Annotated in this window: 21 protein-coding genes and 2 riboswitches; of the genes, 17 read left to right on the top strand and 4 right to left on the bottom strand. The window is 57.3% G+C overall.

Going from position 1 to position 21295, the window contains the following annotated elements; genetic code table 11:
* Nucleotides 1-930, top strand: a complete 930-nt coding sequence (locus tag L991_RS08215; RefSeq protein ID WP_047393919.1) for a diguanylate cyclase — start codon at nt 1-3, stop codon at nt 928-930.
* On the opposite strand, the gene L991_RS08210 is transcribed toward L991_RS08215, so the two are convergent.
* A complete protein-coding gene (locus tag L991_RS08210) occupies nt 894-1511 on the bottom strand; it encodes an ACP phosphodiesterase (RefSeq protein WP_047393916.1) in 618 nt (205 codons plus the stop codon). The genes L991_RS08215 and L991_RS08210 overlap by 37 nt on opposite strands.
* Here L991_RS08210 and L991_RS08205 point away from each other — a divergent pair.
* From L991_RS08205 to L991_RS08175, 7 genes are all read left to right on the top strand, one after another.
* The gene (locus L991_RS08205; RefSeq protein WP_052190737.1) at nt 1494-1997 is read left to right on the top strand and encodes a hypothetical protein; all 504 of its coding nucleotides are present in this window, start codon (nt 1494-1496) and stop codon (nt 1995-1997) included. The genes L991_RS08210 and L991_RS08205 overlap by 18 nt on opposite strands.
* A gap of 180 nt (nt 1998-2177) precedes the next feature.
* On the top strand, nt 2178-3176 hold the full coding sequence (locus tag L991_RS08200) for a nucleoid-associated protein (protein ID WP_047394259.1): 999 nt from the start codon (nt 2178-2180) through the stop codon (nt 3174-3176).
* A 66-nt stretch (nt 3177-3242) separates the two neighbouring features.
* Nucleotides 3243-3986 carry an AzlC family ABC transporter permease gene (locus L991_RS08195; RefSeq protein ID WP_231550510.1) on the top strand — a complete coding sequence of 248 codons (744 nt, stop codon included), beginning with the start codon at nt 3243-3245 and terminating at the stop codon, nt 3984-3986.
* Nucleotides 3986-4330, top strand: coding sequence for an AzlD domain-containing protein (locus tag L991_RS08190; RefSeq protein WP_197053840.1), 345 nt, complete (start codon nt 3986-3988; stop codon nt 4328-4330). The genes L991_RS08195 and L991_RS08190 overlap by 1 nt, the downstream gene beginning before the upstream one ends.
* 129 nt (nt 4331-4459) lie before the next feature.
* Nucleotides 4460-5854 (top strand): ATP-dependent RNA helicase DbpA, encoded by a 1395-nt coding sequence (gene dbpA / locus L991_RS08185; RefSeq protein ID WP_047393914.1) that lies wholly within the window; start codon nt 4460-4462, stop codon nt 5852-5854.
* 267 nt (nt 5855-6121) lie between these two features.
* Nucleotides 6122-7423 (top strand): DUF445 domain-containing protein, encoded by a 1302-nt coding sequence (locus L991_RS08180; protein ID WP_052190736.1) that lies wholly within the window; start codon nt 6122-6124, stop codon nt 7421-7423.
* A 10-nt stretch (nt 7424-7433) separates the two neighbouring features.
* Nucleotides 7434-7931 carry a hypothetical protein gene (locus L991_RS08175; protein ID WP_197053839.1) on the top strand — a complete coding sequence of 166 codons (498 nt, stop codon included), beginning with the start codon at nt 7434-7436 and terminating at the stop codon, nt 7929-7931.
* Here L991_RS08175 and L991_RS08170 read toward each other — a convergent pair.
* The gene (locus tag L991_RS08170) at nt 7919-9043 is read right to left on the bottom strand and encodes a PleD family two-component system response regulator (protein WP_047393909.1); all 1125 of its coding nucleotides are present in this window, start codon (nt 9041-9043) and stop codon (nt 7919-7921) included. The two genes, L991_RS08175 and L991_RS08170, sit on opposite strands and share 13 nt — an antisense overlap.
* Before the next feature lie 71 nt (nt 9044-9114).
* On the bottom strand, nt 9115-9960 hold the full coding sequence (locus L991_RS08165) for a hypothetical protein (protein ID WP_156129026.1): 846 nt from the start codon (nt 9958-9960) through the stop codon (nt 9115-9117).
* Nucleotides 9961-10056: 96 nt separating this feature from the next.
* Between L991_RS08165 and L991_RS08160 the strand changes: the two genes are divergently transcribed.
* From L991_RS08160 to L991_RS08130, 7 genes are all read left to right on the top strand, one after another.
* The gene (locus L991_RS08160) at nt 10057-10515 is read left to right on the top strand and encodes a GNAT family N-acetyltransferase (RefSeq protein ID WP_047393905.1); all 459 of its coding nucleotides are present in this window, start codon (nt 10057-10059) and stop codon (nt 10513-10515) included.
* An 83-nt stretch (nt 10516-10598) separates the two neighbouring features.
* Nucleotides 10599-10696: riboswitch (glycine riboswitch) on the top strand.
* 11 nt (nt 10697-10707) lie between these two features.
* Nucleotides 10708-10824, top strand: a riboswitch (glycine riboswitch).
* A gap of 54 nt (nt 10825-10878) precedes the next feature.
* A complete protein-coding gene (gene gcvT / locus L991_RS08155; protein ID WP_047393902.1) occupies nt 10879-11985 on the top strand; it encodes a glycine cleavage system aminomethyltransferase GcvT in 1107 nt (368 codons plus the stop codon).
* Nucleotides 11986-12097: 112 nt separating this feature from the next.
* Nucleotides 12098-12484, top strand: coding sequence for a glycine cleavage system protein GcvH (gene gcvH / locus L991_RS08150; protein WP_047393900.1), 387 nt, complete (start codon nt 12098-12100; stop codon nt 12482-12484).
* Nucleotides 12485-12707: 223 nt separating this feature from the next.
* Complete coding sequence (gene gcvP / locus L991_RS08145) at nt 12708-15572, top strand: aminomethyl-transferring glycine dehydrogenase (protein ID WP_047393898.1); 2865 nt, start codon at nt 12708-12710, stop codon at nt 15570-15572.
* 313 nt (nt 15573-15885) lie between these two features.
* Nucleotides 15886-16080, top strand: coding sequence for a hypothetical protein (locus tag L991_RS08140; protein WP_047393895.1), 195 nt, complete (start codon nt 15886-15888; stop codon nt 16078-16080).
* Between the two features lie 110 nt (nt 16081-16190).
* Nucleotides 16191-16781 (top strand): YigZ family protein, encoded by a 591-nt coding sequence (locus L991_RS08135; RefSeq protein WP_047393893.1) that lies wholly within the window; start codon nt 16191-16193, stop codon nt 16779-16781.
* 182 nt (nt 16782-16963) lie between these two features.
* Nucleotides 16964-17818: an HDOD domain-containing protein gene (locus L991_RS08130; protein ID WP_047393890.1), complete on the top strand. Its 855-nt coding sequence runs from the start codon at nt 16964-16966 to the stop codon at nt 17816-17818.
* A 77-nt stretch (nt 17819-17895) separates the two neighbouring features.
* Here L991_RS08130 and L991_RS08125 read toward each other — a convergent pair whose 3' ends face one another.
* Complete coding sequence (locus tag L991_RS08125; protein ID WP_047393888.1) at nt 17896-19968, bottom strand: M3 family metallopeptidase; 2073 nt, start codon at nt 19966-19968, stop codon at nt 17896-17898.
* A 93-nt stretch (nt 19969-20061) separates the two neighbouring features.
* Here L991_RS08125 and L991_RS08120 point away from each other — a divergent pair, with 93 nt between their 5' ends.
* Together L991_RS08120 and L991_RS08115 are read left to right on the top strand one after the other, a co-directional pair.
* Nucleotides 20062-20601, top strand: coding sequence for a gamma carbonic anhydrase family protein (locus tag L991_RS08120; RefSeq protein ID WP_047393885.1), 540 nt, complete (start codon nt 20062-20064; stop codon nt 20599-20601).
* Nucleotides 20602-20637: 36 nt separating this feature from the next.
* The gene (locus L991_RS08115) at nt 20638-21255 is read left to right on the top strand and encodes a phosphatidylcholine/phosphatidylserine synthase (protein WP_028448881.1); all 618 of its coding nucleotides are present in this window, start codon (nt 20638-20640) and stop codon (nt 21253-21255) included.
* Nucleotides 21256-21295: the final 40 nt, after the last annotated feature.

Raw genomic sequence — 21295 nt, 5'->3', positions numbered from 1 at the left:
ATGGTGTTGCGGCGCGCCCAGGCCGGCGTCATTTTGATTGTGGATGACAGCCCGCTCAATCAGAAAATGCTCAGCGCCATGGTTGAAGGCCTCGCCGAAGTGCATTGTGCCAGTGATGGTGAACAGGGCCTGCTGCTGGCGCAGCAATTGCACCCCAATCTGATTCTGCTTGATGTGGAAATGCCGGGCATGAATGGTTACGAAGTCTGCCGGGCGCTGCGCCATCAGCCCAATTTCGATAGTGCCATCATGATCATCACCGCCCACCGCGGTGATGAATACGAAATCAAAGCGCTGCGTGCCGGCGCGGTAGATTTTGTCAGTAAGCCATTTAACGAAGATGTGGTCAAAGCGCGGGTGAAAACCCATCTGCTGCTCAATCAGCAAACCCGCTATCTGCAATCGCTGGTGAATCTGGATGCCCTGACCGGGGTGTTTAATCGCCGGCACTTTAATGAAGTGTTGCTGCAGGAATGGCGGCGGCATTTACGCCTGCAAATGCCCTTGGCGCTGGCCATGGTCGATGTCGATCATTTCAAGCGTTTTAACGACAAACTAGGGCATCAGGCGGGCGATGATTGCCTCAAATCGGTAGCGCAGTGCTTATCGCGCAGTGTGCGCCGGCCTGGCGAAATTGTTTCCCGCTACGGCGGAGAAGAGTTTGCGATTATTCTGCCGGCCATAGGCCCTGCCGATGCACTGTCGGTCGGGCAATGGTTAAGTGATCAGGTGGCCGGGGTGGCGATCGCCCACCCTGATCGCGAAGACGGCATGCCCACGGTGACGGTAAGTGTGGGCGTGTGTGCCATTACCCCGCGGCTGGATGCTTCACCCAAATGGCTGGTGGCTGCGGCCGATGCCGCGCTGTATCTGGCCAAGGAAAAGGGGCGCAATCAGGCTTGCTTGGGCGAATTTCCGCATTCGGCCTGAGGCGCTAGCAGCTGCGCTACATGCGCCTGCAATTGCGGGTAAAACGCCTGAAAAAGCGCACCAAACTCCGCATAATTGGCCTGCAGATCCAGAAACCCCGCCGCAAACGGCGTCGGGCGGCTGAGGCGAAATCGGGCAAAGCCGGCCAGCACCCGCTCAATGCGTGCCAGCTCGCGATAACCGCCCAGCCAGTCTTCCTGCTGCATGGCGGGTAGATTATGTTGCAGTCGCGGGGGCAGATAATCCCAGTGGCTAAATAGCTCGGCGTACACTTGCTGAGTAAACGTCGTCAGCGGCTGCGGATGCCATTGGCCCCAATCGCGGGCCAGAAAATGATCAAAGAAAATATCCAGCAAAATCCCGGCAAAACGCTGCCGGCTAGGGTGGAACCAAGGCCGCGCCGCGCGGATCAAAGGATGCTGATCGGTGTATTGGTCGATCTGCAAATGCAGGCGTAAGCCGGCCTGCAGCGCCGGTGGTAAATGCCCGGCGTAGGCCGGTTTGATAAAATCACCCAGTAAATTGCCGACGCGCGCTTGCGCCTCATCCGGAGCCAGATGTAAATGAGCGAGATAATTCATGAATCCTTGTTGGTCCTGCCTACTGAGGACGAATTGGCCGCCACCATGGCCCGCGCCCGTGCCATGATTCAATCGCAGGCGCTATTGTCGGGAGCGCTCGCTGCGGTGCCGGTGCCGGGGCTGGATGTTGCCGCCGATATGGCCATTCTGGCTAAAATGGTAGAAGCCATCAATCGTGAATTTGGGCTGGCCGCCACGCAAGTTGAGCAATTTAGCGCCAGCGAGCAGCAGTGGCTGCTGCAGCTGGCGCGGCAACTGGGTAATCCGCTGATCGGCCGGTATGCCAGCAAAGCGCTGATTATGCTGGCGCTCAAACGCGCTGGCGTGCGGCTGGTGAGCAAGCAGGCGGCCAAATGGGTGCCGCTATTGGGCCCCGTGGTCGCGGCCGGCTTAAGCTACACCGCCATGCGCATGCTCGGGGAAGCCCATATTCGCGACTGCGCCGCGCTGTGGCAACGGGCACGCCAAGCTGCCCCAGCGCCCTGAGCCTCGGGCGATCGCCCAAACCGCAGTAGTCTGGTTGCTGGCCCTGCAATCAAGCCGCCCACTCTGCAATTTCGGCCATGGCTGACTTGCCGCTGCTCGTTGAACGACGACAGCTACCGCCGACTGGTCGCCGCGCGCTAAAGCATGGACAATAGCGCTTTTGCATTGCGGTGGGCTGCCATGTCGCTCAATACCATTGAACACCTGATTATTCATCAACTGCACAAAGAGCCCAATGGCCCGGCGCGAGTGGCGCTGGCGCCGGCTGCATTGGCGATTACCCCGGCGGCACAGCGGCTGGTGGATCAATTGTGCGAGCAGTATGGCACGCGCAATGGCAAAGGCTTTGGCCAGTTTGCTGACGATGAAACTATGGTGATGCCGCAACTGGTCCGCCGCTTTAGTCAGGCACACAGCCTCGATTTCACCGGTTTTTCTCGCGAGCTGATGGCCGAGCTGCAAACCCGCATGGAGGCCGAGCCACTGGCTAGTGGTGGCTATGTGCTGGTGGCGCAGGTGAATAACGCGGCGATGCGCTTTATTTTTATTGCGCTGTTGAGCGAAGTGATTGGCACGGCGGTGAATGATGAGCTGCAGGTGGTTGATAGCATTCACCTGGATATGCAGCATTTGCGCGTGGCGGGGCGGATTGACCTCGGTAGCTGGCAGGCGGGCGGCGAGCGCTATGTGAGCTTTTTGCGTGGGCGCGGTGATGTGGCTGGCTATTTCAAGCAGTTTCTAGGCTGCCTTGATGTCAAAACCCCGCTCAAAGAAACCCAGAAACTCGTGAAAGGGCTGGAAGCCTTTGCCAATGAGCAAGCCATTGCCGGCGATGAGCGCGATGAGCTCTTTCAGCGCGCGCACAGCTATCTGGATGCCTTGGGCGAAGGGCAGGGTGAAGTAGCGCTGGCGACGGTTGCCGAACAGGTTTTCCCCACCGCGCCAGCCCAGCTGCAGGCTGCGCTAGAAAACGAAGAGCTGGGCATTAATGATGGTTTCGTGCCTGATCGGCGGGCGATCAAACCGCTGATGCGCTTTAAGGCCAATGCGCCGCAATGGAAAGTGGAATTTGATCGCGCCAGCCTGCGCAGCGGGGCGGTGATTTACGATAAATACAGCGATACGCTGGTGCTGTCGAATGTGCCGGAAGAGCTCAAGCAAGCGCTATTGGCGCAATAAATGGGGTATTGCTTGCTGATTATTATTTCATCTAGCCTGCCGGCTTTTACGCTGGGTGGGTATTAATTGCCGGCCCCGCATTCTGCAAGTGCCGCCTTGCGCGCCGGTTTTCAGGCCACCTTGCCGATGCAAATGGGTGTGGCGCCGTTCGGGCTGATTTTTGGTGCGCTGGCCATTAGCGCCGGCTTGCCCGGCTGGGCGGCGGTGGCGATGTCGCTACTGGTGTATGCCGGCTCGGCGCAGTTTCTGGCGGTGAGTTTGCTCGCCAGCGGCGCGGGCTGGCCGCTGATTGTCTTCACCACCCTGATTGTGAACTTGCGCCATGCGCTTTACAGCGCCAGCCTGCATGCCGAGCTGGCGCCTTTGCCTTTCTGGCAGCGCGCCGGGCTGGCGTATTTCCTCACCGATGAAACCTTTGCGGCCATGCAATTGGCGCGCCAGCAGCAAGTGCAGCCCTTGGGGGCGTTTATGCTGGGCTCGGGGCTGTGTAATGGCGGCAGCTGGCTGCTTTCCACCATAGCCGGGGTGCTGCTCGGGCAGAGTGTGCCGAGCCTGGCGAGCTGGGGGCTGGAATTTGCCATGGTGGCTACTTTCACCGGCATTGTGGTGCCGCTGTTGATTAATCGCGCACAAATCGCCGCTTGCGTGGCTGCGGGGCTGACTTCGCTGCTGACCTTATCATTACCTTATAAGCTGGGTTTGCTGCTGGCGGTGCTGGCCGGGATTTGGGCCGGTATGCTGGTGGCGAATCGGGGTGGTGTGGTCTCTGCTGGGGTATTGCCTACAAAGCCTGATCAGGAAAGCATTTGATGAGCATACTGGCAATGAGTATTCCCGAAATTATACTGATGCTAGTCGGCATGGCCGTGGTGACTTATGGCTTGCGCGTGCTGGGGTTTATCCCCGGCATGGCGGCGCGCCTGCCGGCAAAAGTGCAGCAGGCGCTGGCTTTTGTGCCGGTGGCGGTGCTCACGGCCATTGTCTTACCTGAAGTGCTACACGGGCCGACCGGCTGGCGCTGGACGCTGGCCAACCCCGCGCTGTGGGGCATGCTGGCTACGGCGCTGATTATGGCGCGCACCCGCCGGCTGATGGCGGCCATTGCGGTGGGCATGCTGGTGTTTTATCTCTTGCGCGCGCTCTGGGGCGCCTGATCCCGCTGGGGCGGTTTTTCAGGTAAAATCCCGCCCAATCAATCTATTACCCAACGGCTTTGGTTTTTCCATAACCAAGGCCGTTTGCATTGGTGCAACCCACCGGTGTTTTTTGCAAGGCGGTACCCTATGGCTAAAGCGATCCCTTTTTCCACCCTCGATGTACTCTCGGCTGAATGCCAGGATAATCTGGCCTCGCTGGGCTTCACCAGCATGACCCCGATTCAGGCGGCCAGCTTGCCGCTGGTGCTGGAAGGGCGCGATCTGATCGCCAAAGCCAAAACCGGCAGCGGCAAAACGGCGGCGTTTGGGATTGGGCTGCTGCATAAGCTCAACCTCACGCTATTTAAGCCGCAAGCGCTGATTTTGTGCCCCACCCGCGAGCTGGCCGATCAGGTCAGTAAAGATTTGCGCCGCCTTGGCCGGCATTTGCCCAATCTGAAAATCACCACCCTGTGTGGCGGTACGCCGCTGGCACCACAGGCCGCCTCGCTAGCGCATGGTACGCACGTGGTGGTGGGCACGCCAGGGCGGATTCAAGATCATTTGCACAAAGAAACCCTGAGCGTGAAGCATGTCAGCACCCTGGTGTTGGATGAAGCCGACCGCATGCTGGATATGGGCTTTGGCGGCGAAGTGGCCGATGTGATTTCGTTTTTGCCCAAATGGCGGCAAACGCTGCTGTTTTCCGCGACTTACCCCGAGGGTATTCGCAAACTATCGGCCAGCATTCAGCGCAGCCCGGTGGAAGTGACCGTGGAAGCGCTGCACGATCAGTCATATATCGTGCAGGCCGCCTATGCAGTGAAAGACAACGCCGACAAGCCTGATTTACTGAAACGCATTTTTGCCCATTATCAGCCGGCTTCCAGCGTGGTGTTTTGTAATACCCGCGCCGATTGTATGGCGCTGGCCGAATCGCTGGTGGAAGACGGCTTTGCCGCGATTGCCCTGCATGGCGAGCTGGAACAGCGCGATCGCGATCTGATGCTGGTGCAATTTGCCAATGGTAGCTGCCCGATTCTAGTGGCCACCGATATGGCCGCGCGTGGGCTGGATATCAAAGACCTGGCGCTGGTGGTGAATTACGAATTGCCGCACGACCCGGAGGTGTATGTGCACCGAATCGGCCGTACAGGCCGCGCCGGTAAAAAAGGCTATGCCGTGAGTTTGGTGAGCCCTAGTCAGGCCAAGCGCCAGCGGCAAGTGGCCGAATATCTGGATGCCGACATTCCGGCGGGGCGCATTGAAGACCTGACCATCGACGGTGAATTTGCGCTGCCTGCGCGCATGGCAACCTTGTGTTTTGATGCTGGCCGCAAACAGAAAGTGCGCCCCGGCGATGTAGTCGGGGCCTTAACCGGCGATGGTGGCTTGCCGGGCGACGCGATTGGCAAGATTGATCTGTTTGAATTTCAAACCTACGTGGCCATCGAGCGCCGCCATGTGCAGTCGGTGCTCAAACGTTTAGGCAATGGACAGGGCAAATTGAAAGGCAAGCCGGTGAAAGTGCGCTTGGTGTAATGCGCCAATCTACCCCGCCCAACTCTTTGCGCGGCCTGAGTCTAGCCGCGACGGCTGGGCTGGCTGAATGGCTGCGCTAGGCGCGGGTGGGCGCGCCATGTGCATGGTAGGGTGTATCAATTTGCCTAGGGGTATTGTCATGCGGCCATTTATTAGCATGCTTTGTGGGGCAATACTGGATGGGGTATCTGTACGTAAGCCCATCGCAAGACAAGCCGCAGCCCGCAGCGTACACTGAAGGTTTCTAGTTGTGCCGTAGGTTGCCGCATGCCCACTCCCGCCACACTGGCGCTGGCCAGTAAAACCCAACGCCTCGCCAGCATGAAACACCGCGCTACCGGTCTTTTGGTCCTGATGGCCGCGCTGCTGCTGTGGATGATTTGGCTGCGCAGCCTGTATCCGCACTGGGGCTGGCTTGGCTATATCGAGGCCTTTGCTGAAGCGGCGTTGGTGGGGGGCTTGGCCGACTGGTTCGCGGTCACGGCCTTATTTCGCCAGCCACTGAATCTGCCGATCCCGCACACGGCCATTATCCCGAAAAACAAACACCGCATTGCCGATAGCCTTGGCGAATTTATTGAGGCGCACTTTCTCTCCACCGAGCGCATCATGGCGAAGGTAAGCGAATTTAACCCCGCCGCCCGGCTCGCCCAGTGGCTGCAGCAAAGCGAACACGCGGCGGCCAGCGCCGAGCAACTGGCCAATCTGCTGCACTATATTTTGCAAAGCCTGACTGAGCCCGCGATGCAGGCGCGGCTGCGTGAGCTTTTGCATCATCAGTTGGGCAAGCTGGATTTATTACCGCCCACCACCGAAATCTTGCGCTATATCCGCCAGAGCGGTACGCACCAGCAGCTAGTGGATGCGGTGCTGGCCCACCTTGATGAGCAGCTTAATCACCCCACCACGCAGCAGCGGCTGCAAAACCACCTGGCGCATTTGATTGCCACGGAGCTGGATTACCTCAAATGGCTGTCACTGGATGAAGCCGGTGGGCGCTACCTGGCGCGCAAACTCGTACATGCCGCCGCGCGTGAAGTGCAGGCCATGCGCGATGCGCCGCAGCATCCGCTGCGCCAGCATGTCGATCAGACCTTGGCTGAGCTAATCGAGCAATTGCGCACCGATACCGAGCTACAAGCACGCCTGCGCGCCGCGCAGCAACGCCTGCTGGCTGACCCCACGCTGCTGGCGACGCTCGATCAGATCTGGCTGCGCGTGGTGGCCTGGCTGGCCGAAGGGCTCAACACGCCCGATTCGCTGCTGCGGCAAAAGCTCGCTGCAGGCCTCACGCATCTGGCCCAACGCTTGGCGCAAGACGCCAGCCTATCCGATTGGCTAAATCGCCACGCTCGCGTCGCCGCCGGCCAGCTGGTGAAACGCTATCGCCGGCAAATCGGGGTATTTATTGCTGAGCAGCTTAAAGCGTGGGATGACGAAGTGATGGTCGAGCGGCTGGAGGTGAATGTGGGCATAGATCTGCAGTTTGTACGCTTGAATGGCACGCTGGTGGGCGGCTTGATTGGGCTGGCGCTGTATGGCTTGCATCAGTTACTGGCTAATGCTTGAAAAAGGATGCATGCCAGTGCTGGTAATCTTTAAAACGATGGCCCTCTTAGGTTTTTTAGCTGCGCTATTTTTCCACGTTGCTGCGATTGTCCGGTGGCATTCAATAATTCAAATTCCGGAGCTTTGGTTGCTGCATGTGCTTATTTTTCCATTGTTCATCGGCCTTGTTAAATACGCTAGAAACTATGAAAAATCAGAAATGAGTTTGTCTAACCTGCTATCCGGAATTCCAGTTTTGGTCTTTGTGCCGGTTTTTATAATATTCCTTTATGTAATTGCTAGTTTTTTCTTTACACTTGGCGTGGCTGGCCACGGTTTACCTAAGATTATTAATGGGCAGTTCTGCCTTGTTAATAAGGGGGAGATTATTCGTTTTATCTCCGAAAACGAATATCGGTATCTTTTCGCTAACCAAATACGTATGTTTTCAGGCGTTTGGCTGGTTTTTTATTCGCTGCCGCTGATCTACTTTTCTCTACTGATTCGTGCGAGAAACTACAAAATCTGATTGAGCTTATCTGCCAGCCCGGAGAGCTTTTCCTGCAGCGTACGTTCTTGCTGGTAGAGGTTGGAGAGGTTGTCCCAGGATTCACGGACAATCCGCAGCAGATTCTCTTCTTGCTGATCGGTGAGGCCGAACGAGGTAAGTGAATGCTCTAGCTCCATCAGGCTATGGCTGATCACGGCAACTTTTTCTTCACTGCTGCTGCGTTGTTGCTGCTGAATTTGATAGAGGGTTTGCACGAGCTCGCGGGCGGTGGAAATCAGCTTGCCTTGTTCTTCCACATCCATCTTCATACTAAATGCATCGAGTTTGCACTGCGCCGCTTCGAGCATGATAGCTAAGTGATCCCGTAAGCGGCCGGCGCGATCGGGCTCATTGATCGGCAAATTAGTGACCAAGAGGCTGACATTGGGGAAGTGAATCGATAGCCGCTGCTTAAACTGCATAATGCGCTCCATGCTGCGCATTTGCTGCAAGATGGCTTTCTCAACCGGGCTGGCTTCGCCAGTCTGATTTTGGCACAGCTGGCTGTGTGCGGTGTGAATGGCCACGACGCCGCTCAGGCCAAATTCGGCCAGCATGGCTAATAAATGACTCAATACTTCTTGCTCGTTATGCTTACCGGGTAAGCCCGTGACGGCCTGCATCAGCGTACCGGTTTCGCTCATGCTACTCATGGCTGTAAATGCTGCGCTGGTGGCGTAATTGAGTTGCTGTTCGAGCGCGGCCCGTTGCTCGGCCAGCTGTAAAATATGCACCAGTTGAGTCAGTAGCTCACCGGGGTGGATCGGTTTGGTGATAAATCCTTGCCCGCCGGCATCATAAACGCGCAGTAGCTCGGTCATGTTTTCTTCGGCAGAAATCAGCAACACCGGAATATGCGCGGTGGCGGCGCTGCTACTCAGTTGCTGGCAGAGCTCATACCCGCCCAGCTCGGGCATGCACACATCAGAGATCACCGCGGCAGGCAATTCAGCATTGGCCAGCGCCAAGCCGGCACGGCCATCGGGCGCCGCAAATACTTGATAGTGGGGGCTGAGTAGATTGCTCAGCAAGACCCGCTGGATCGCATCATCATCAACAATCAGTACTTTCTTGGCCGGGCTCACACTCATGCGGGGCATCCTTAGGGCTAAGCTGTTTGCAGCATAGCAAAAGGAGAATGAGTTTTACTGCCCAAATGCGGCTAATTGTGCGGCGGCTCGGCCAGCGTCATTTGCCAGCAAATAACCAGCGCCGCGAGGCTAGCGAGCAAGTGTTTGAGCGTATGGCCGCTAAGCCATTGCAGCTGATGAAAGAGCTGATGGTCTTGTAGCTCTGCCACTTTGGCCGCGATATACAGCGCGATGGCCAAGGCAAACGCGCGGCGTTGGCGGGCGGGGCTACCGGCCTGCCACTGCACAAGCGGGATGAGGATGAGCGGCAAAATCTGCAGCAGCAGATACGGCCGCAGATCGCCCAGCCCCGCTGGCTGGGCTGGTGTTGCTGCTAACAGTGCGCCGGCGGCCGGCGCCAGTAGCGGTACATCGGTGCTTTGCCACCACCACACACTCAGGTAAGCCAGTAGCGCCAGCAGCAAGCAGGCCAGCGTTTGCAGCCCACCGTGCCCAGTTCGCCCGTATTGGTCTTGCCAGACCGCGGCGAGCAGAGCCACGCAGGCCAGTGCAATCGGGATACGATCAAACACCAGCCGGGTGTTGTCTGGGGCTAGGTGATACCAGCCCGAACCTACGGCGGTGAGCAGCAGTGCCAGAAAAAACAGCGCATAAGCCCGCCAGGCCGGGTGGGCCGGATTGGCGCGGCTCAGTCGCCAGCCGCCCCAAAGCGCAACCAGCGCAAAGCCAAGATTGGAGAGTACATCGGCGGCATTGGGCAGGCCCAGCCAGCTACGCCGATCGGCAAAATGATGATAATCAGGCAATTGCTGTATCGGCCCATGCCAAAGCAGCGCGAGGCCAAGTAGCCCGAGCAACAGGGCGGGGAGCAGGGCTGGCCGTAAGCGTGGCCATAGCTTGAGTGGGTGGCGTAGCATGATCGGCAGCATTTTTAGCCTAGGTTTCGATACACTGTGGGTTTGTGTAAGTAGGGCATTGTGGCGCTAAAGCCCGGTGCCGGCAAATGAGGGGCGATGCAACTACAGTTTGAAGACTTAAATTCCACCAATCTGGCGCCGTATGCCGAGCTGTATTTGCGGGTGTTTAATGCCGCACCATGGTGTGATGGTTGGCTGATTGAGGCCGTGCTAGAGCGCTTTGCTGCGTTTAGCCAGTTCCCACGTTTTTATGGCTTGGGTATGCGGGCCGATGATGAGCCGGTAGGCCTGGCCTTTGGCTGGGGCGAGCGCTGGATTGAGGACTGGCATTTTTTTATTAAAGAGTTTTGCATTGCTGGGCACTTGCAAGGGCAGGGCTTAGGTCAGCGATTATTTGCTGAATATGAGCAGCGCTTGCTCGCGCAAGGCTATGGTTGGACTTTTCTCAACACGGCTCGCGCCGTGCCGGCCTATTACTTCTACCGAAAAATCGGTTTTCAGGAAGAAAATCAGGCCATTTTGACCAAGCAGCTTACGATGCCATTGCAGGGCTAGCTACCGCGCTTTGCGCTTATCTTGTTGTGGCCGATTTTTCGCGTTTGCGGCTTGCCAAGCCTGCTACTTCCCCCGATAATCCAGCCCGTTAAGCAGGAGAGTGTATTTGTCTGTAAACAAATACCACCGAAGGCGCAATGGCACCCGCGAATCGCTCAGGTAGAAGGACTGCTTGCACCGAGCTCAGCTGAGCTCAAATACTCTGGAGAGTGTTGCCCGGCATGGTCGATGCCCGCGGCAACCACCGAAGGGCTCAACGGCCAGCTGTGCTGGCCGGAAAATCTCAGGTGACAGGACAGAGGGGTGTTGCCCGCTACATCAATAAAGTAGCGGCCTATGAGGGTATACCCTATGGAGTCCACGATGACCGCAACCCCCAAGACCACGCCGCTCTACGAATCCCATCTGGCCGCTGGTGCAAAGATTGTTGATTTCGCCGGCTGGGCGATGCCGATCCACTACGGCTCGCAACTTAAAGAACACGAAATCGTTCGCACCGACGCCGGCATGTTTGACGTCTCGCACATGTGCGTGCTCGACATTACCGGTACTGAGGCCAAAGACTGGCTGCGCACCCTAATCGCCAACGACGTTGAAAAACTCGCTTTTGACGGCAAAGCGCTGTATTCGGGCATGCTCACGCCGGAAGGCACCGTCATCGACGATCTGATCGTGTACCGCACCTATTACGGCTATCGTATGGTGGTGAACGCTGGTACGGCCGATAAAGACATCGCCTGGATGCTCAAGCAAGCTGAAGGCCGCGATGTGGTGCTGACCGTTCGCCGCGAGCTGGCCATGATCGCCGTCCAAGGCCCGAACGCCATCGAAAAAGCCTGCAAAGTGCTGCACGAAGAGTGGGAAAGCACGATCAAAGGCCTGAAAGTATTCCAAGGTTTCCCGTTTGGCAGCGTTGAAGAAGGCTGGTTTATCGCTAGGACTGGATATACGGGGGAAGACGGCCTGGAAATCATGTTGCCAGCGGATGAAGCGCCACTATTCTGGAAAGCGCTGCTCGGCGCGGGCGTCGCGCCCATCGGCTTGGGCGCGCGCGACACGCTGCGTCTGGAAGCCGGTATGAATCTGTACGGCCACGACATGGACGAAACTATTTCGCCCCTGCAAGCCGGCATGGGCTGGACCATTGCGTGGGAGCCAAGCGAGCGCAACTTCATCGGCCGCGCCGCACTTGAAGCTGAACGCGCGGCAGGCGTTGCCATGAAACAAGTGGGCCTCGTGCTCGAAGGCCGTGGCGTATTGCGCGAAGGCCAGAAAGTGGTGGTTCCTGGCATTGGCGAAGGCGTGATCACCAGCGGCACTTTCTCGCCCACGCTCAAGCATTCGGTGGCCATTGCTCGCGTACCCGCCGCCACTGGCGACAGTGCGCAGGTGGATTTGCGCGGCACGCTGACTGAGGTGCGCGTGGTGAAAATGCCATTTGTGCGCAACGGCAAAAAGGTCTTTGCCTAAGCGCGCACGGGCGAGGTCAATTGGCCACTGTATTCGCTATACGCCGCAGGGTATTGCCCTGCGGGCTAATTAAAATATAACTTCTAATCATATACCCATAGAGGATTGCGTCATGAGCAAGGTACCTGCAGAACTGAAATACGTAAACAGCCACGAATGGCTGCGCCTGGAAGCCGATGGCACTGTCACCATCGGCATTACCGACCACGCCCAAGAGTTGCTGGGCGACGTGGTGTTTGTTGAGCTGCCGGCTGTGGGCGCGCAACTGGACGCCGACGCTACCGCTGGCGTGGTGGAATCGGTAAAAGCCGCTTCAGATGTTTACGCGCCAATCGCCGGCGAAGTGCTGGAAGTGAATGTCGAGCTGGAAGCCGCACCTGAGCTGGCCAACAGCGACCCATACGGCGCGGCGTGGTTCTTCCGCGTGAAGCCAGCCAATGTGGCAGATCTGGAAGGCTTGCTGACGGCAGAGCAATACAGCAAAGAAATCGGCGCCTAAAACAAATCCGGCTGCGAACCCCGCTGGCGGCGTTAAGCCACCCGCTCAAAATCCTCATTGACCTGATGTCAATTCCGGTTTTTCGCGGATAGCTTGCCTTGCCATCGGGCTTCTCGCTCGAATTTGTGCTTTGGCTTGTATTGCACTGATTTAAAAGAATAATTTATCACAAAGCGCGGCTGTATAGCTGCGCTTTGCTACGCCTTGACCCTGAAGGTACCCCATGACGCTTTCTACTTTGTTTAATCACGCTGAATTTGTTGCTCGCCACATCGGCCCAAACAGCGCCGATCAAGCGGCAATGTTGGCCGAAATCGGCGCCACGTCTTTGGATGATCTGGTTGGCCAAACAATTCCAGCCGATATTCGTTTTAACCAAGCGCTGAACCTGCCCGATGCAATGCCCGAGCACGAAGCGTTGGCCAAACTCAAAGCCATCGCCAGCAAAAACATCATCAAAAAATCATTTATCGGTTTGGGCTACTACCCCAATCTGACGCCGGGCGTGATTTTGCGCAATGTGCTGGAAAATCCGGGCTGGTACACCGCGTACACGCCGTACCAAGCTGAAATTGCGCAAGGCCGCTTGGAAGCATTGCTGAACTACCAGCAAATGGTGATCGACTTTACTGGTCTGGAACTGGCAAACGCGTCCTTGCTCGACGAAGCCACTGCGGCTGCTGAGGCGATGGCGATGGCGCGCCGTGTATCGAAAGCCAAGACTGATGTATTTTTTGTGGATGCACAGATATTGCCCCAGACGCTAGACGTGGTGCGCACTCGCGCCAAATACTTCGGCTTTGAAGTCGTGGTTGGCGCAGCGGCTGACGTTGCCAATGGTGATTACTTCGGTGCGTTGTTCCAATATCCGGGCGCTGATGGCGTGGTGGTTGATTTGTCTGGCCCGATTGCGGCGCTGAAAGCCAAAGGCGGCGTGGCGATTGTTGCGGCTGACTTATTGTCGCTCGCGGTATTGAAATCACCAGCTGAATTGGGCGCTGACGTTGCGGTGGGTAACACACAGCGCTTTGGCGTGCCGATGGGCTTTGGTGGCCCACACGCTGCGTATTTCGCGTTTAAAGACGAGATGAAACGCTCGGCTCCGGGCCGCATTATTGGCGTGTCGATCGACGCCAAAGGCAAAACCGCACTGCGTATGGCGCTGCAAACGCGCGAGCAACATATCCGCCGCGAAAAAGCCAACTCGAATATTTGTACTTCGCAAGTGCTGCTCGCCAATATGGCTGGCATGTACGCCGTCTACCACGGCCCAGCGGGCGTAAAACGCATCGCGCAACGCGTACACCGCTTGGCTGCGCTGTTTGCCGCTGGTGTCGTACAAGCGGGCGGCAAAGTGGTGTATAGCGCCTTCTTTGATACGGTACAAGTTGAACTCAGCAACGCTGCTGCGGTTTACCAAGCTGCGCAAGATGCGGGCTATAACCTGCGCCAAGTGTCTGACAGCGTATTGGGCGTGGCTTTCCACGAAGCAGCGTCGGCTGATGATCTGGCCACTTTGCTGAAGCTCTTTACGGGTAAAGACGTTGATTTGGCGGCGCTCGATGCGGCGGCGAGCGATGCGATTCCAGCTGAGTTGGTACGGACTTCAGCTTACCTGACGCACCCGGTGTTCAATAGCTATCACACCGAACACGAAATGCTGCGTTACCTGAAACGCCTTGAAAATCGCGACTTGGCGTTGAATCACTCGATGATTTCATTGGGCAGCTGCACGATGAAGCTCAACGCCACCAGCGAAATGATTCCGGTGACTTGGCCCGAGTTTGGCAATATCCACCCATTCGCGCCTAGCGAGCAAACACAAGGCTACCAAATCTTGGTCGACACCTTGGCGGATCAGCTCAAAGCGATTACTGGTTTTGCCGCGATTTGTATGCAGCCGAACTCAGGCGCGCAGGGCGAATACGCTGGTTTGCTGGCGATTAGCCGTTACCACGAAAGCCGTGGCGATGCGCATCGCAATATCTGCCTGATTCCAAAGTCAGCGCACGGTACCAACCCAGCCACTGCGCAAATGATGAATATGCAGGTGGTCGTGGTCGATTGCGACGAAAGCGGTAACGTGGACGTGGCTGATCTGAAAGCCAAAGCCGAGTTGCACAAAGACAACCTCGCGGCGCTGATGCTGACTTACCCATCAACGCACGGTGTATTTGAAGCGGCAGTGAAAGAAATCTGCGCAACGGTGCATCAGTTTGGTGGTCAGGTGTATATGGACGGCGCGAACTTGAACGCGCAAGTGGGCTTAACGCGTCCAGCCGACATCGGCGCGGACGTGAGCCACATGAATCTGCACAAAACTTTCTGCATTCCACACGGCGGCGGCGGCCCAGGTATGGGCCCAATCGGCTTGGCGGCGCACTTGGCACCGTTTATGGCTAATCACGCCGTAGCGCCAATCACCGTGGGTGACGCGAGTGTAGCGCAAGGGCAAGGCGCAGTCTCTGCCGCGCAATTTGGCTCGGCGTCGATTCTGCCGATTTCGTGGATGTATATCACGATGATGGGCGCAGCGGGCATGAAGAATGCGACTGAAATCGCGCTGCTGAACGCCAACTATGTGGCGAAGAAACTCGGCGCGCATTACCCTGTGTTGTACAGCGGTGCCAATGGTCGCGTCGCGCACGAATGTATTATCGACATTCGTCCGCTGAAAGCCGCGAGCGGCATTACCGAAGTCGATATTGCCAAACGCCTGATGGACTACGGTTTCCATGCGCCAACGATGAGCTTCCCAGTTGCGGGCACGCTGATGATCGAGCCAACTGAATCAGAAGCCAAACCCGAACTCGATCGCTTTATCGCTGCGATGGTATCAATCCGCAACGAGATCGCCAAAGTAGAAGCTGGCGAATGGACGCTGGAAGACAATCCGCTGAAAAACGCGCCGCACAGCAAAGGCGATATCAGCGGCGAGTGGAACCGCGCCTACAGCCGCGATACGGCATTCTTCCCATTGCCATACGTGCTGGATAACAAGTTCTGGCCATCGGTAAACCGGATTGATGACGTGTACGGCGATCGTAACCTGATTTGTTCGTGCCCAAGCATGGACAATTACAGCTAAGCCCCCGCGCCAGCTATCACAAGGGAAGCGATCCGCTTCCCTTTTTTTGCACAGAAATGCCGACGAGCAGTCGATTGCCGTTGGGCATTTAGCGCTACAGACTCTGCTGGGGGATCGGCATTTTCAGTGCCGATTGGTACGGCGCGCAGTGTCACTGGACCAAGATGCTGAACGGCGCGGAGCGACCGTTCAGCTTTTTTTTGCGCAAAACAGTATAAAGGGATTGAAATTTGCCCCTGGCAGGCCGATATTCTGATTGTAAGGATCAAGTTGTAAGGGTCTTCAATACAGTAATGATCGGGAGGGCCACATCATGTTAAATGTTCTGGATATGTCTGCAGGCAGCTGGGTACGCGAATGCCCAGCCAGCGGCGAAGCTGAATGGTCTGCGCAGCACTGCATGGCGGCAATGCCACGCGAGCCCGAGTTGGCGCTACGCTTACTAACCGTTGCCGAAGCTGAAGAGCAGCGCGCGGCTAATCGTCAGCCCCGCCCACGCCCCTGGTAGCCGAGCTGAACACTGCAATTGCGGCGGTTTCGCCGCCCAAGGTATGATCCCGAACGCCCCGCAAGGGGTGTTTTCTTTTGCCCCTCAGTATTTGCCCTTTAGGTTTTTGCATGCCCTACACGCTGGCTCAGCCCGCCCACTATGAACTGGTGATCAAAAAAAGCCGCTTTCTGGCTGCGGTGCAGCCGGTGGCTGACCGTGCCGCGGCGCAGGCGATTGTGGCCCAATTAAAGGCCGAGCATCCCGATGCCGCGCATGTGTGCTGGGCCTTGCTGGCCGGCGGGCAGTCGGCCGCAGTGGATGATGGTGAGCCCTCGGGCACGGCCGGCCGGCCCATGTTGGAAGTATTACGCCATCAAGAGCTAGAAGGCGTGCTGGCCACGGTGGTGCGCTATTTTGGTGGTGTTAAACTGGGCGCCGGTGGGCTTGTGCGAGCGTACACCGATTCGGTGGCGCAAGCGCTGCTGCTGGCCGAAAAAGTGGCGCAGCAAAAAATGTGCAGCCTGCGCTGCACTGTGCCGTATGCATTGGAAGGGCATGTGCGGCGAGTGTTAGCGGCTTATACACCTGCCAGTATGGAGGTGCAGCACGGCAGTTTGGTGGAATTTTGCTTCAGCATCGTGGCCAGTAGCGAGGCGGCGCTGGTAGCGCAGCTGAACGAGAGTTGCCACGGCCAGCTGGGCTGGTTGCGCGCGGAGTAAACTTGGGCAGTGTCCGTCTTTGGCTCGCAAATGTAATTACCGCTGATCGGTTACTGTAAGAGCTGACAGCCAATGTAGCCCGATTGTTGGTTTGGGGTTGGATTTGGCTTGGCAAAGCAGGGGGAGGTGCTTCTATAGTGGAGTGTTGCCGGCTTTGCCCGGTGTGCCTGCCGGAGTGCCAGATGGGCCACCCTCATGAACTTTCCCCTGAAGATATCGAGCAAGTTTTAGCCTCGGTTGATATTCCTTCCTGCTCGGCCGTGGTGCAAGAAGCCATGCTGGAAGCCCAGCGCGATGATCCCGATTTACGCAAGCTGGCACGGCTGATTGCCGCCGATGCCGGGCTTTTGGCCAAGGTGTTGAAAATGGCCAATTCACCGCTGTTTTCCGCCAGCAAACCTACCAGCAATGTCTTGTCGGCTTTGGAGCGCTTAGGCACGCGCAACATCCACTGCATTGTGATGACGGCGGCGCTGAAAGCCACCATGCAGCTGGGTAATCCCTATACCGAAGCTTTCTGGACGCGCACGGTATTACTCGCTCAGGCCGCAGGCTTATTGGCGCGGCAGCACAGTGGGGTGGCGCTAGATGCCGCCTATCTGTATGCGCTGTTTCATGACGTCGGCCAGCCTTTGATGGCGCAGCGCTATCCTGAATACCCGCAGGTGCTGATCAATTGTCGCGAGGTTAAGCAACTGCAGATTGATGCCGAAACCGATTATTTCCCCTGTACGCACCCGGTGGTGGGGGCTTTGCTCATTCGCAATTGGGGGCTGCCAGCCTTAATCGGCAAAGCGATCCGTTACCACCATGAGCCCGAACTCTACAAATTGCCGGAAAGCACACTGCCCGCAGGGGCGCTGACCTTGATCGCCATCGTACAGATTACCGAGCGACTCTTGCTGGATTACTATGCCGAGGCCGATCAGGAAGTGGGTGACGGGCACTTTGCCGCGGCGCTGGCGCACTTGGGCATGACCGAGACTGATCTGGATGCGTTTCAGGAAGAGCTACAGCAAAAACTGCTCTCAGCCTAAGCTGCAGAACATAAAAAAAGCCCCGCTTGGCGGGGCTTTTTGCATGATGAGCCGCGAAACAGCCGGCAGGCTGCGGTTTACGCGCCCACCAGGCCATTATGGCGCAGCAGAGCATCAATGCTTGGTGCACGGCCGCGGAAGGCTGCGAATGAATCGGCCGCCGGGCGCGAGCCGCCCACCGCCAGAATCTCACGGCGGAAGCGCGCGCCAACGGCTGGGTCGACCACGCTGCCGCCACTGCGGGCCGCGGCTTCTTCAAAGGCAGCATAAGCATCGGCGCTGAGCACTTCGGCCCATTTATAGCTGTAATACCCCGCGGCATAGCCACCGGCAAAAATGTGGCTAAACGACTGTGGGAAGCGGTTGTATTCCGGTGGCAAAGGCAGCGCCAGTTCCTGCTGCACTTGCTGTGCAAAGGCGCTTAAATCCCCAGCCGAAATCCCCGCCGTTTGCTGGTGCAGCGCCATATCAAAAATCGAGAAATACAGCTGGCGCTGCAGGCCCGAGCCACTGTGGAAGTTTTTCGCCGCCAGCATTTTATCGAATAGGGCACGGGGTAATGCTTCAGACGTCTCGATATGGCGGGTGAGCGCGGGCAATACCTGCCATTCCCAGCAGAAATTCTCCATAAACTGGCTCGGTAGCTCGACCGCATCCCACTCCACGCCGCTGATGCCCGATACTTCCAGCTCATCCACTTCAGTCAGCAAGTGGTGCAGCGCGTGGCCCATTTCGTGGAAGAGGGTAATCACATCATCGTGCGGCAGCATCGCATCTTTACCGTCTACGCCGCTAGCGAAATTACACACGATCAAGGCCACCGGCGTTTGCACGCTACCATCGGCGCGCAATTTGCGGCCGCGTACATCATTCATCCACGCGCCGCCTTGTTTGCCTTCACGGGCGTGCAGATCCATATACAGCCCACCGACTAGTGAGCCATCAGTGTTTTTCAGCTCGTAGTAGCGTACATCCGGGTGCCACACCGCAGCTTCGGCCGGCACAAATTGCAGGCCATACAAGCGCGAAATCAGGCTAAACAAGCCTTCCAGTACCGTTGGCTCGGTGAAGTATTGCTTCACTTCCTGCTCGCTAAACGAGTATTTCTGCTCGCGCAGGCGCTCGGATACCAAAGCAACATCCCACGCTTCGAGCTTTTCAATACCAAATTCAGCCTTGGCAAAAGCTTCCAGCTCGGCGCGATCGGCCAGCATATACGGCTTGGCGCGCTCGCCCAGATCGCGCAAGAAGCCCAGTACTTGCTCGGGGCTATCGGCCATTTTGGTGATTAGCGAGGTTTCGCCAAAATTGGCGTGACCCAAAAGCTGGGCGCTTTCTTGGCGCAGCGCCAGGATTTCCGGAATCAGCACGCCATTATCCCACTCGGGCTTGCCAAATTCGGCCGCGCGGGTGACATAGGCTTTGTACAGTTGCTCGCGCAGAGCGCGGTTTTGCACATACTGCATCACCGGAATATAGCTGGGCGCCTTGAGGGTGATTTTGTACTGGCCTTCATGCCCATCAGCGCTGGCTTGCTGGGCGGCGGCGGCCAGATTGTCATCAGGCAGGCCGGCCAGCTCTTCGCGGCTGAGGTAGAGCGCGAAGTCATCGGTAGCATCCAGCACATTTTGCGAGAAGCGGGTGGTGAGCTCCGAGAGCTTTTCTTCGATTTCTTTAAAGCGCTGTTTTTGCGCCGCTGGCAATTCAGCCCCCGACAGCACAAAGCCGCGGATGGCGTCATCGATGACCACTTGCCGGGTTGGGTTTAAGGAAGCGTATTCACGCGCCTTTACGCCTTTATACAGCGCAAACAGCTGTTCATTTTGCCCCAGCTCGGTAAAGAAATTGGCAATGCGCGGAATATTGCTGTTGTAGGCCTCGCGTAGCTCAGGGGTATTTACCACCGATTCCAGATGCCCCACCACGCCCCAGGCGCGGCCCAACTGCTCCAGAGGTTCTTCCAGTACCGCTAGCGCATCCCAGCTGGGCTCGGTAATGGCCTCGGCCGCCTTGATGGCTGCGCTGGCATTTTCCAGTAGGGTATCCAGCGCAGGCGTAACATGCTCGGGCTTGATGGCGTCATACCGGGGGAGGGTAGTAAAATCCAGCAGCGGATTGGCGGTGGCTTGCGCAGCGGTATTCGTCGTCATGGGGTCGCTCAGGTAGAATGCTGACATTAATGCTCAGTAGATGGGGTGTGGCGACGGCAATTCAAGCGCGCCCGCCCGGCTAAAGGATAAACCATGGCAGTCGAAACTTTTGATGGCATCACTCCGCAACTGGGCGCTGGCTCTTGGGTGCACCCACAGGCCAGCGTGATTGGCGACACTGTATTGGGCGAAAACGTTTCGGTGTGGCCGGGCGCGGTGGTGCGCGGTGATGTCAATCATATTCGCATCGGCCGTGATAGCAATGTGCAAGATTGCAGCGTGCTGCATGTGACGCACAAACGCCCGGATGACCCGGAAGGCGCGCCGCTGATCATTGGCGAACGCGTGACTATTGGCCATGGCGTGATGCTGCATGGCTGCACCATTGGCAATGAATGCCTGATCGGCATGGGCACGATCGTACTTGATCGGGTGGTGATCGAAGATCGCGTGATGATCGGCGCGGGTTCACTGGTGCCGCCGGGCAAAGTGCTCAAATCCGGCTATCTGTATATGGGCCGCCCGGCCAAAGAAGTGCGCGCGCTCACTGAAGAAGAACTGGCGCATTTTAATTATTCGGCCGCGCACTATGTGAAGCTGATGGCCAAATACCGCGCTGCGGTTGCCGCCTGAAGTGTGACTGACAGCGAGGCTGGCTCTGGAAAGAACATGAATAAACCCAAACCTTTCGCGATGATTCGCGAATTCCATCTTGCCGACTGGTTTACCCTCGGCAATGCCATTTGCGGCACCGGCGCGCTGTTTGCGGTGATGTCGTATTTGCAACTAGGCGATGTGCTGCATGTGTATTTCGCCACCGCGCTGCTGATTTGCGCCCTGGTGTTTGATGTGCTGGATGGGCGCATTGCCCGCTGGCGGCAAAAATCTTCGGCCTTGGGGCGCGAGCTCGATTCGCTGGCCGATGTGATTTCCTTTGGCGTGGCTCCGGCGGTGATGGGCTATGCCTGCGGTATGCAGGGGCTGTATGACCGGGTGATTTTGGTGTTTTTTGTGGCTTGCGGGGTGTCACGGCTGGCGCGTTACAATGTCACCGCCGAGGCGTTGTCGGAAGGTGGCGACAAGGTCAAATACTTTGAAGGCACGCCCATTCCCACCTCGCTGGTGCTGGTGTTGGTACTCACCTGGGTGGCTACGCAAGGTGCGCTGGGGCCGAATTTATGGCTGGGCTCGATCACGCTATTTGGCTTTCACCTGCATTGGCTCACGCTGCTGTTTGCCGCTTCCGGCTCGCTGATGATTAGCCGGATTAAAATCCCAAAATTGTAATACCCTGGCTGGTATAGTGCGCAAGGCTAATTGTTTCAAT

Source organism: Chitinibacter sp. ZOR0017 (genome assembly GCF_000799095.1).
In the GTDB taxonomy this organism is placed as follows: domain Bacteria; phylum Pseudomonadota; class Gammaproteobacteria; order Burkholderiales; family Chitinibacteraceae; genus Chitinibacter; species Chitinibacter tainanensis.
This window is presented reverse-complemented; position numbering and strand designations above follow the sequence as displayed.

Coding starts and splice junctions, on each gene's coding strand:
- L991_RS08160 (WP_047393905.1), top strand. CDS start 10,057: ATGCAACTACAGTTTGAAGACTTAAATTCCACCAATCTGGCGCCGTAT.
- L991_RS08215 (WP_047393919.1), top strand. CDS start 1: ATGGTGTTGCGGCGCGCCCAGGCCGGCGTCATTTTGATTGTGGATGAC.
- L991_RS08170 (WP_047393909.1), bottom strand. CDS start 9,043: ATGAGTGTGAGCCCGGCCAAGAAAGTACTGATTGTTGATGATGATGCG.
- L991_RS08180 (WP_052190736.1), top strand. CDS start 6,122: ATGCCCACTCCCGCCACACTGGCGCTGGCCAGTAAAACCCAACGCCTC.
- L991_RS08125 (WP_047393888.1), bottom strand. CDS start 19,968: ATGACGACGAATACCGCTGCGCAAGCCACCGCCAATCCGCTGCTGGAT.
- L991_RS08130 (WP_047393890.1), top strand. CDS start 16,964: ATGGGCCACCCTCATGAACTTTCCCCTGAAGATATCGAGCAAGTTTTA.
- L991_RS08210 (WP_047393916.1), bottom strand. CDS start 1,511: ATGAATTATCTCGCTCATTTACATCTGGCTCCGGATGAGGCGCAAGCG.
- L991_RS08205 (WP_052190737.1), top strand. CDS start 1,494: ATGAGCGAGATAATTCATGAATCCTTGTTGGTCCTGCCTACTGAGGAC.
- L991_RS08115 (WP_028448881.1), top strand. CDS start 20,638: ATGAATAAACCCAAACCTTTCGCGATGATTCGCGAATTCCATCTTGCC.
- L991_RS08175 (WP_197053839.1), top strand. CDS start 7,434: ATGCCAGTGCTGGTAATCTTTAAAACGATGGCCCTCTTAGGTTTTTTA.
- L991_RS08120 (WP_047393885.1), top strand. CDS start 20,062: ATGGCAGTCGAAACTTTTGATGGCATCACTCCGCAACTGGGCGCTGGC.
- L991_RS08165 (WP_156129026.1), bottom strand. CDS start 9,960: ATGCTACGCCACCCACTCAAGCTATGGCCACGCTTACGGCCAGCCCTG.
- L991_RS08200 (WP_047394259.1), top strand. CDS start 2,178: ATGTCGCTCAATACCATTGAACACCTGATTATTCATCAACTGCACAAA.
- L991_RS08140 (WP_047393895.1), top strand. CDS start 15,886: ATGTTAAATGTTCTGGATATGTCTGCAGGCAGCTGGGTACGCGAATGC.
- gcvP (WP_047393898.1), top strand. CDS start 12,708: ATGACGCTTTCTACTTTGTTTAATCACGCTGAATTTGTTGCTCGCCAC.
- gcvT (WP_047393902.1), top strand. CDS start 10,879: ATGACCGCAACCCCCAAGACCACGCCGCTCTACGAATCCCATCTGGCC.
- dbpA (WP_047393914.1), top strand. CDS start 4,460: ATGGCTAAAGCGATCCCTTTTTCCACCCTCGATGTACTCTCGGCTGAA.
- gcvH (WP_047393900.1), top strand. CDS start 12,098: ATGAGCAAGGTACCTGCAGAACTGAAATACGTAAACAGCCACGAATGG.
- L991_RS08190 (WP_197053840.1), top strand. CDS start 3,986: ATGAGCATACTGGCAATGAGTATTCCCGAAATTATACTGATGCTAGTC.
- L991_RS08135 (WP_047393893.1), top strand. CDS start 16,191: ATGCCCTACACGCTGGCTCAGCCCGCCCACTATGAACTGGTGATCAAA.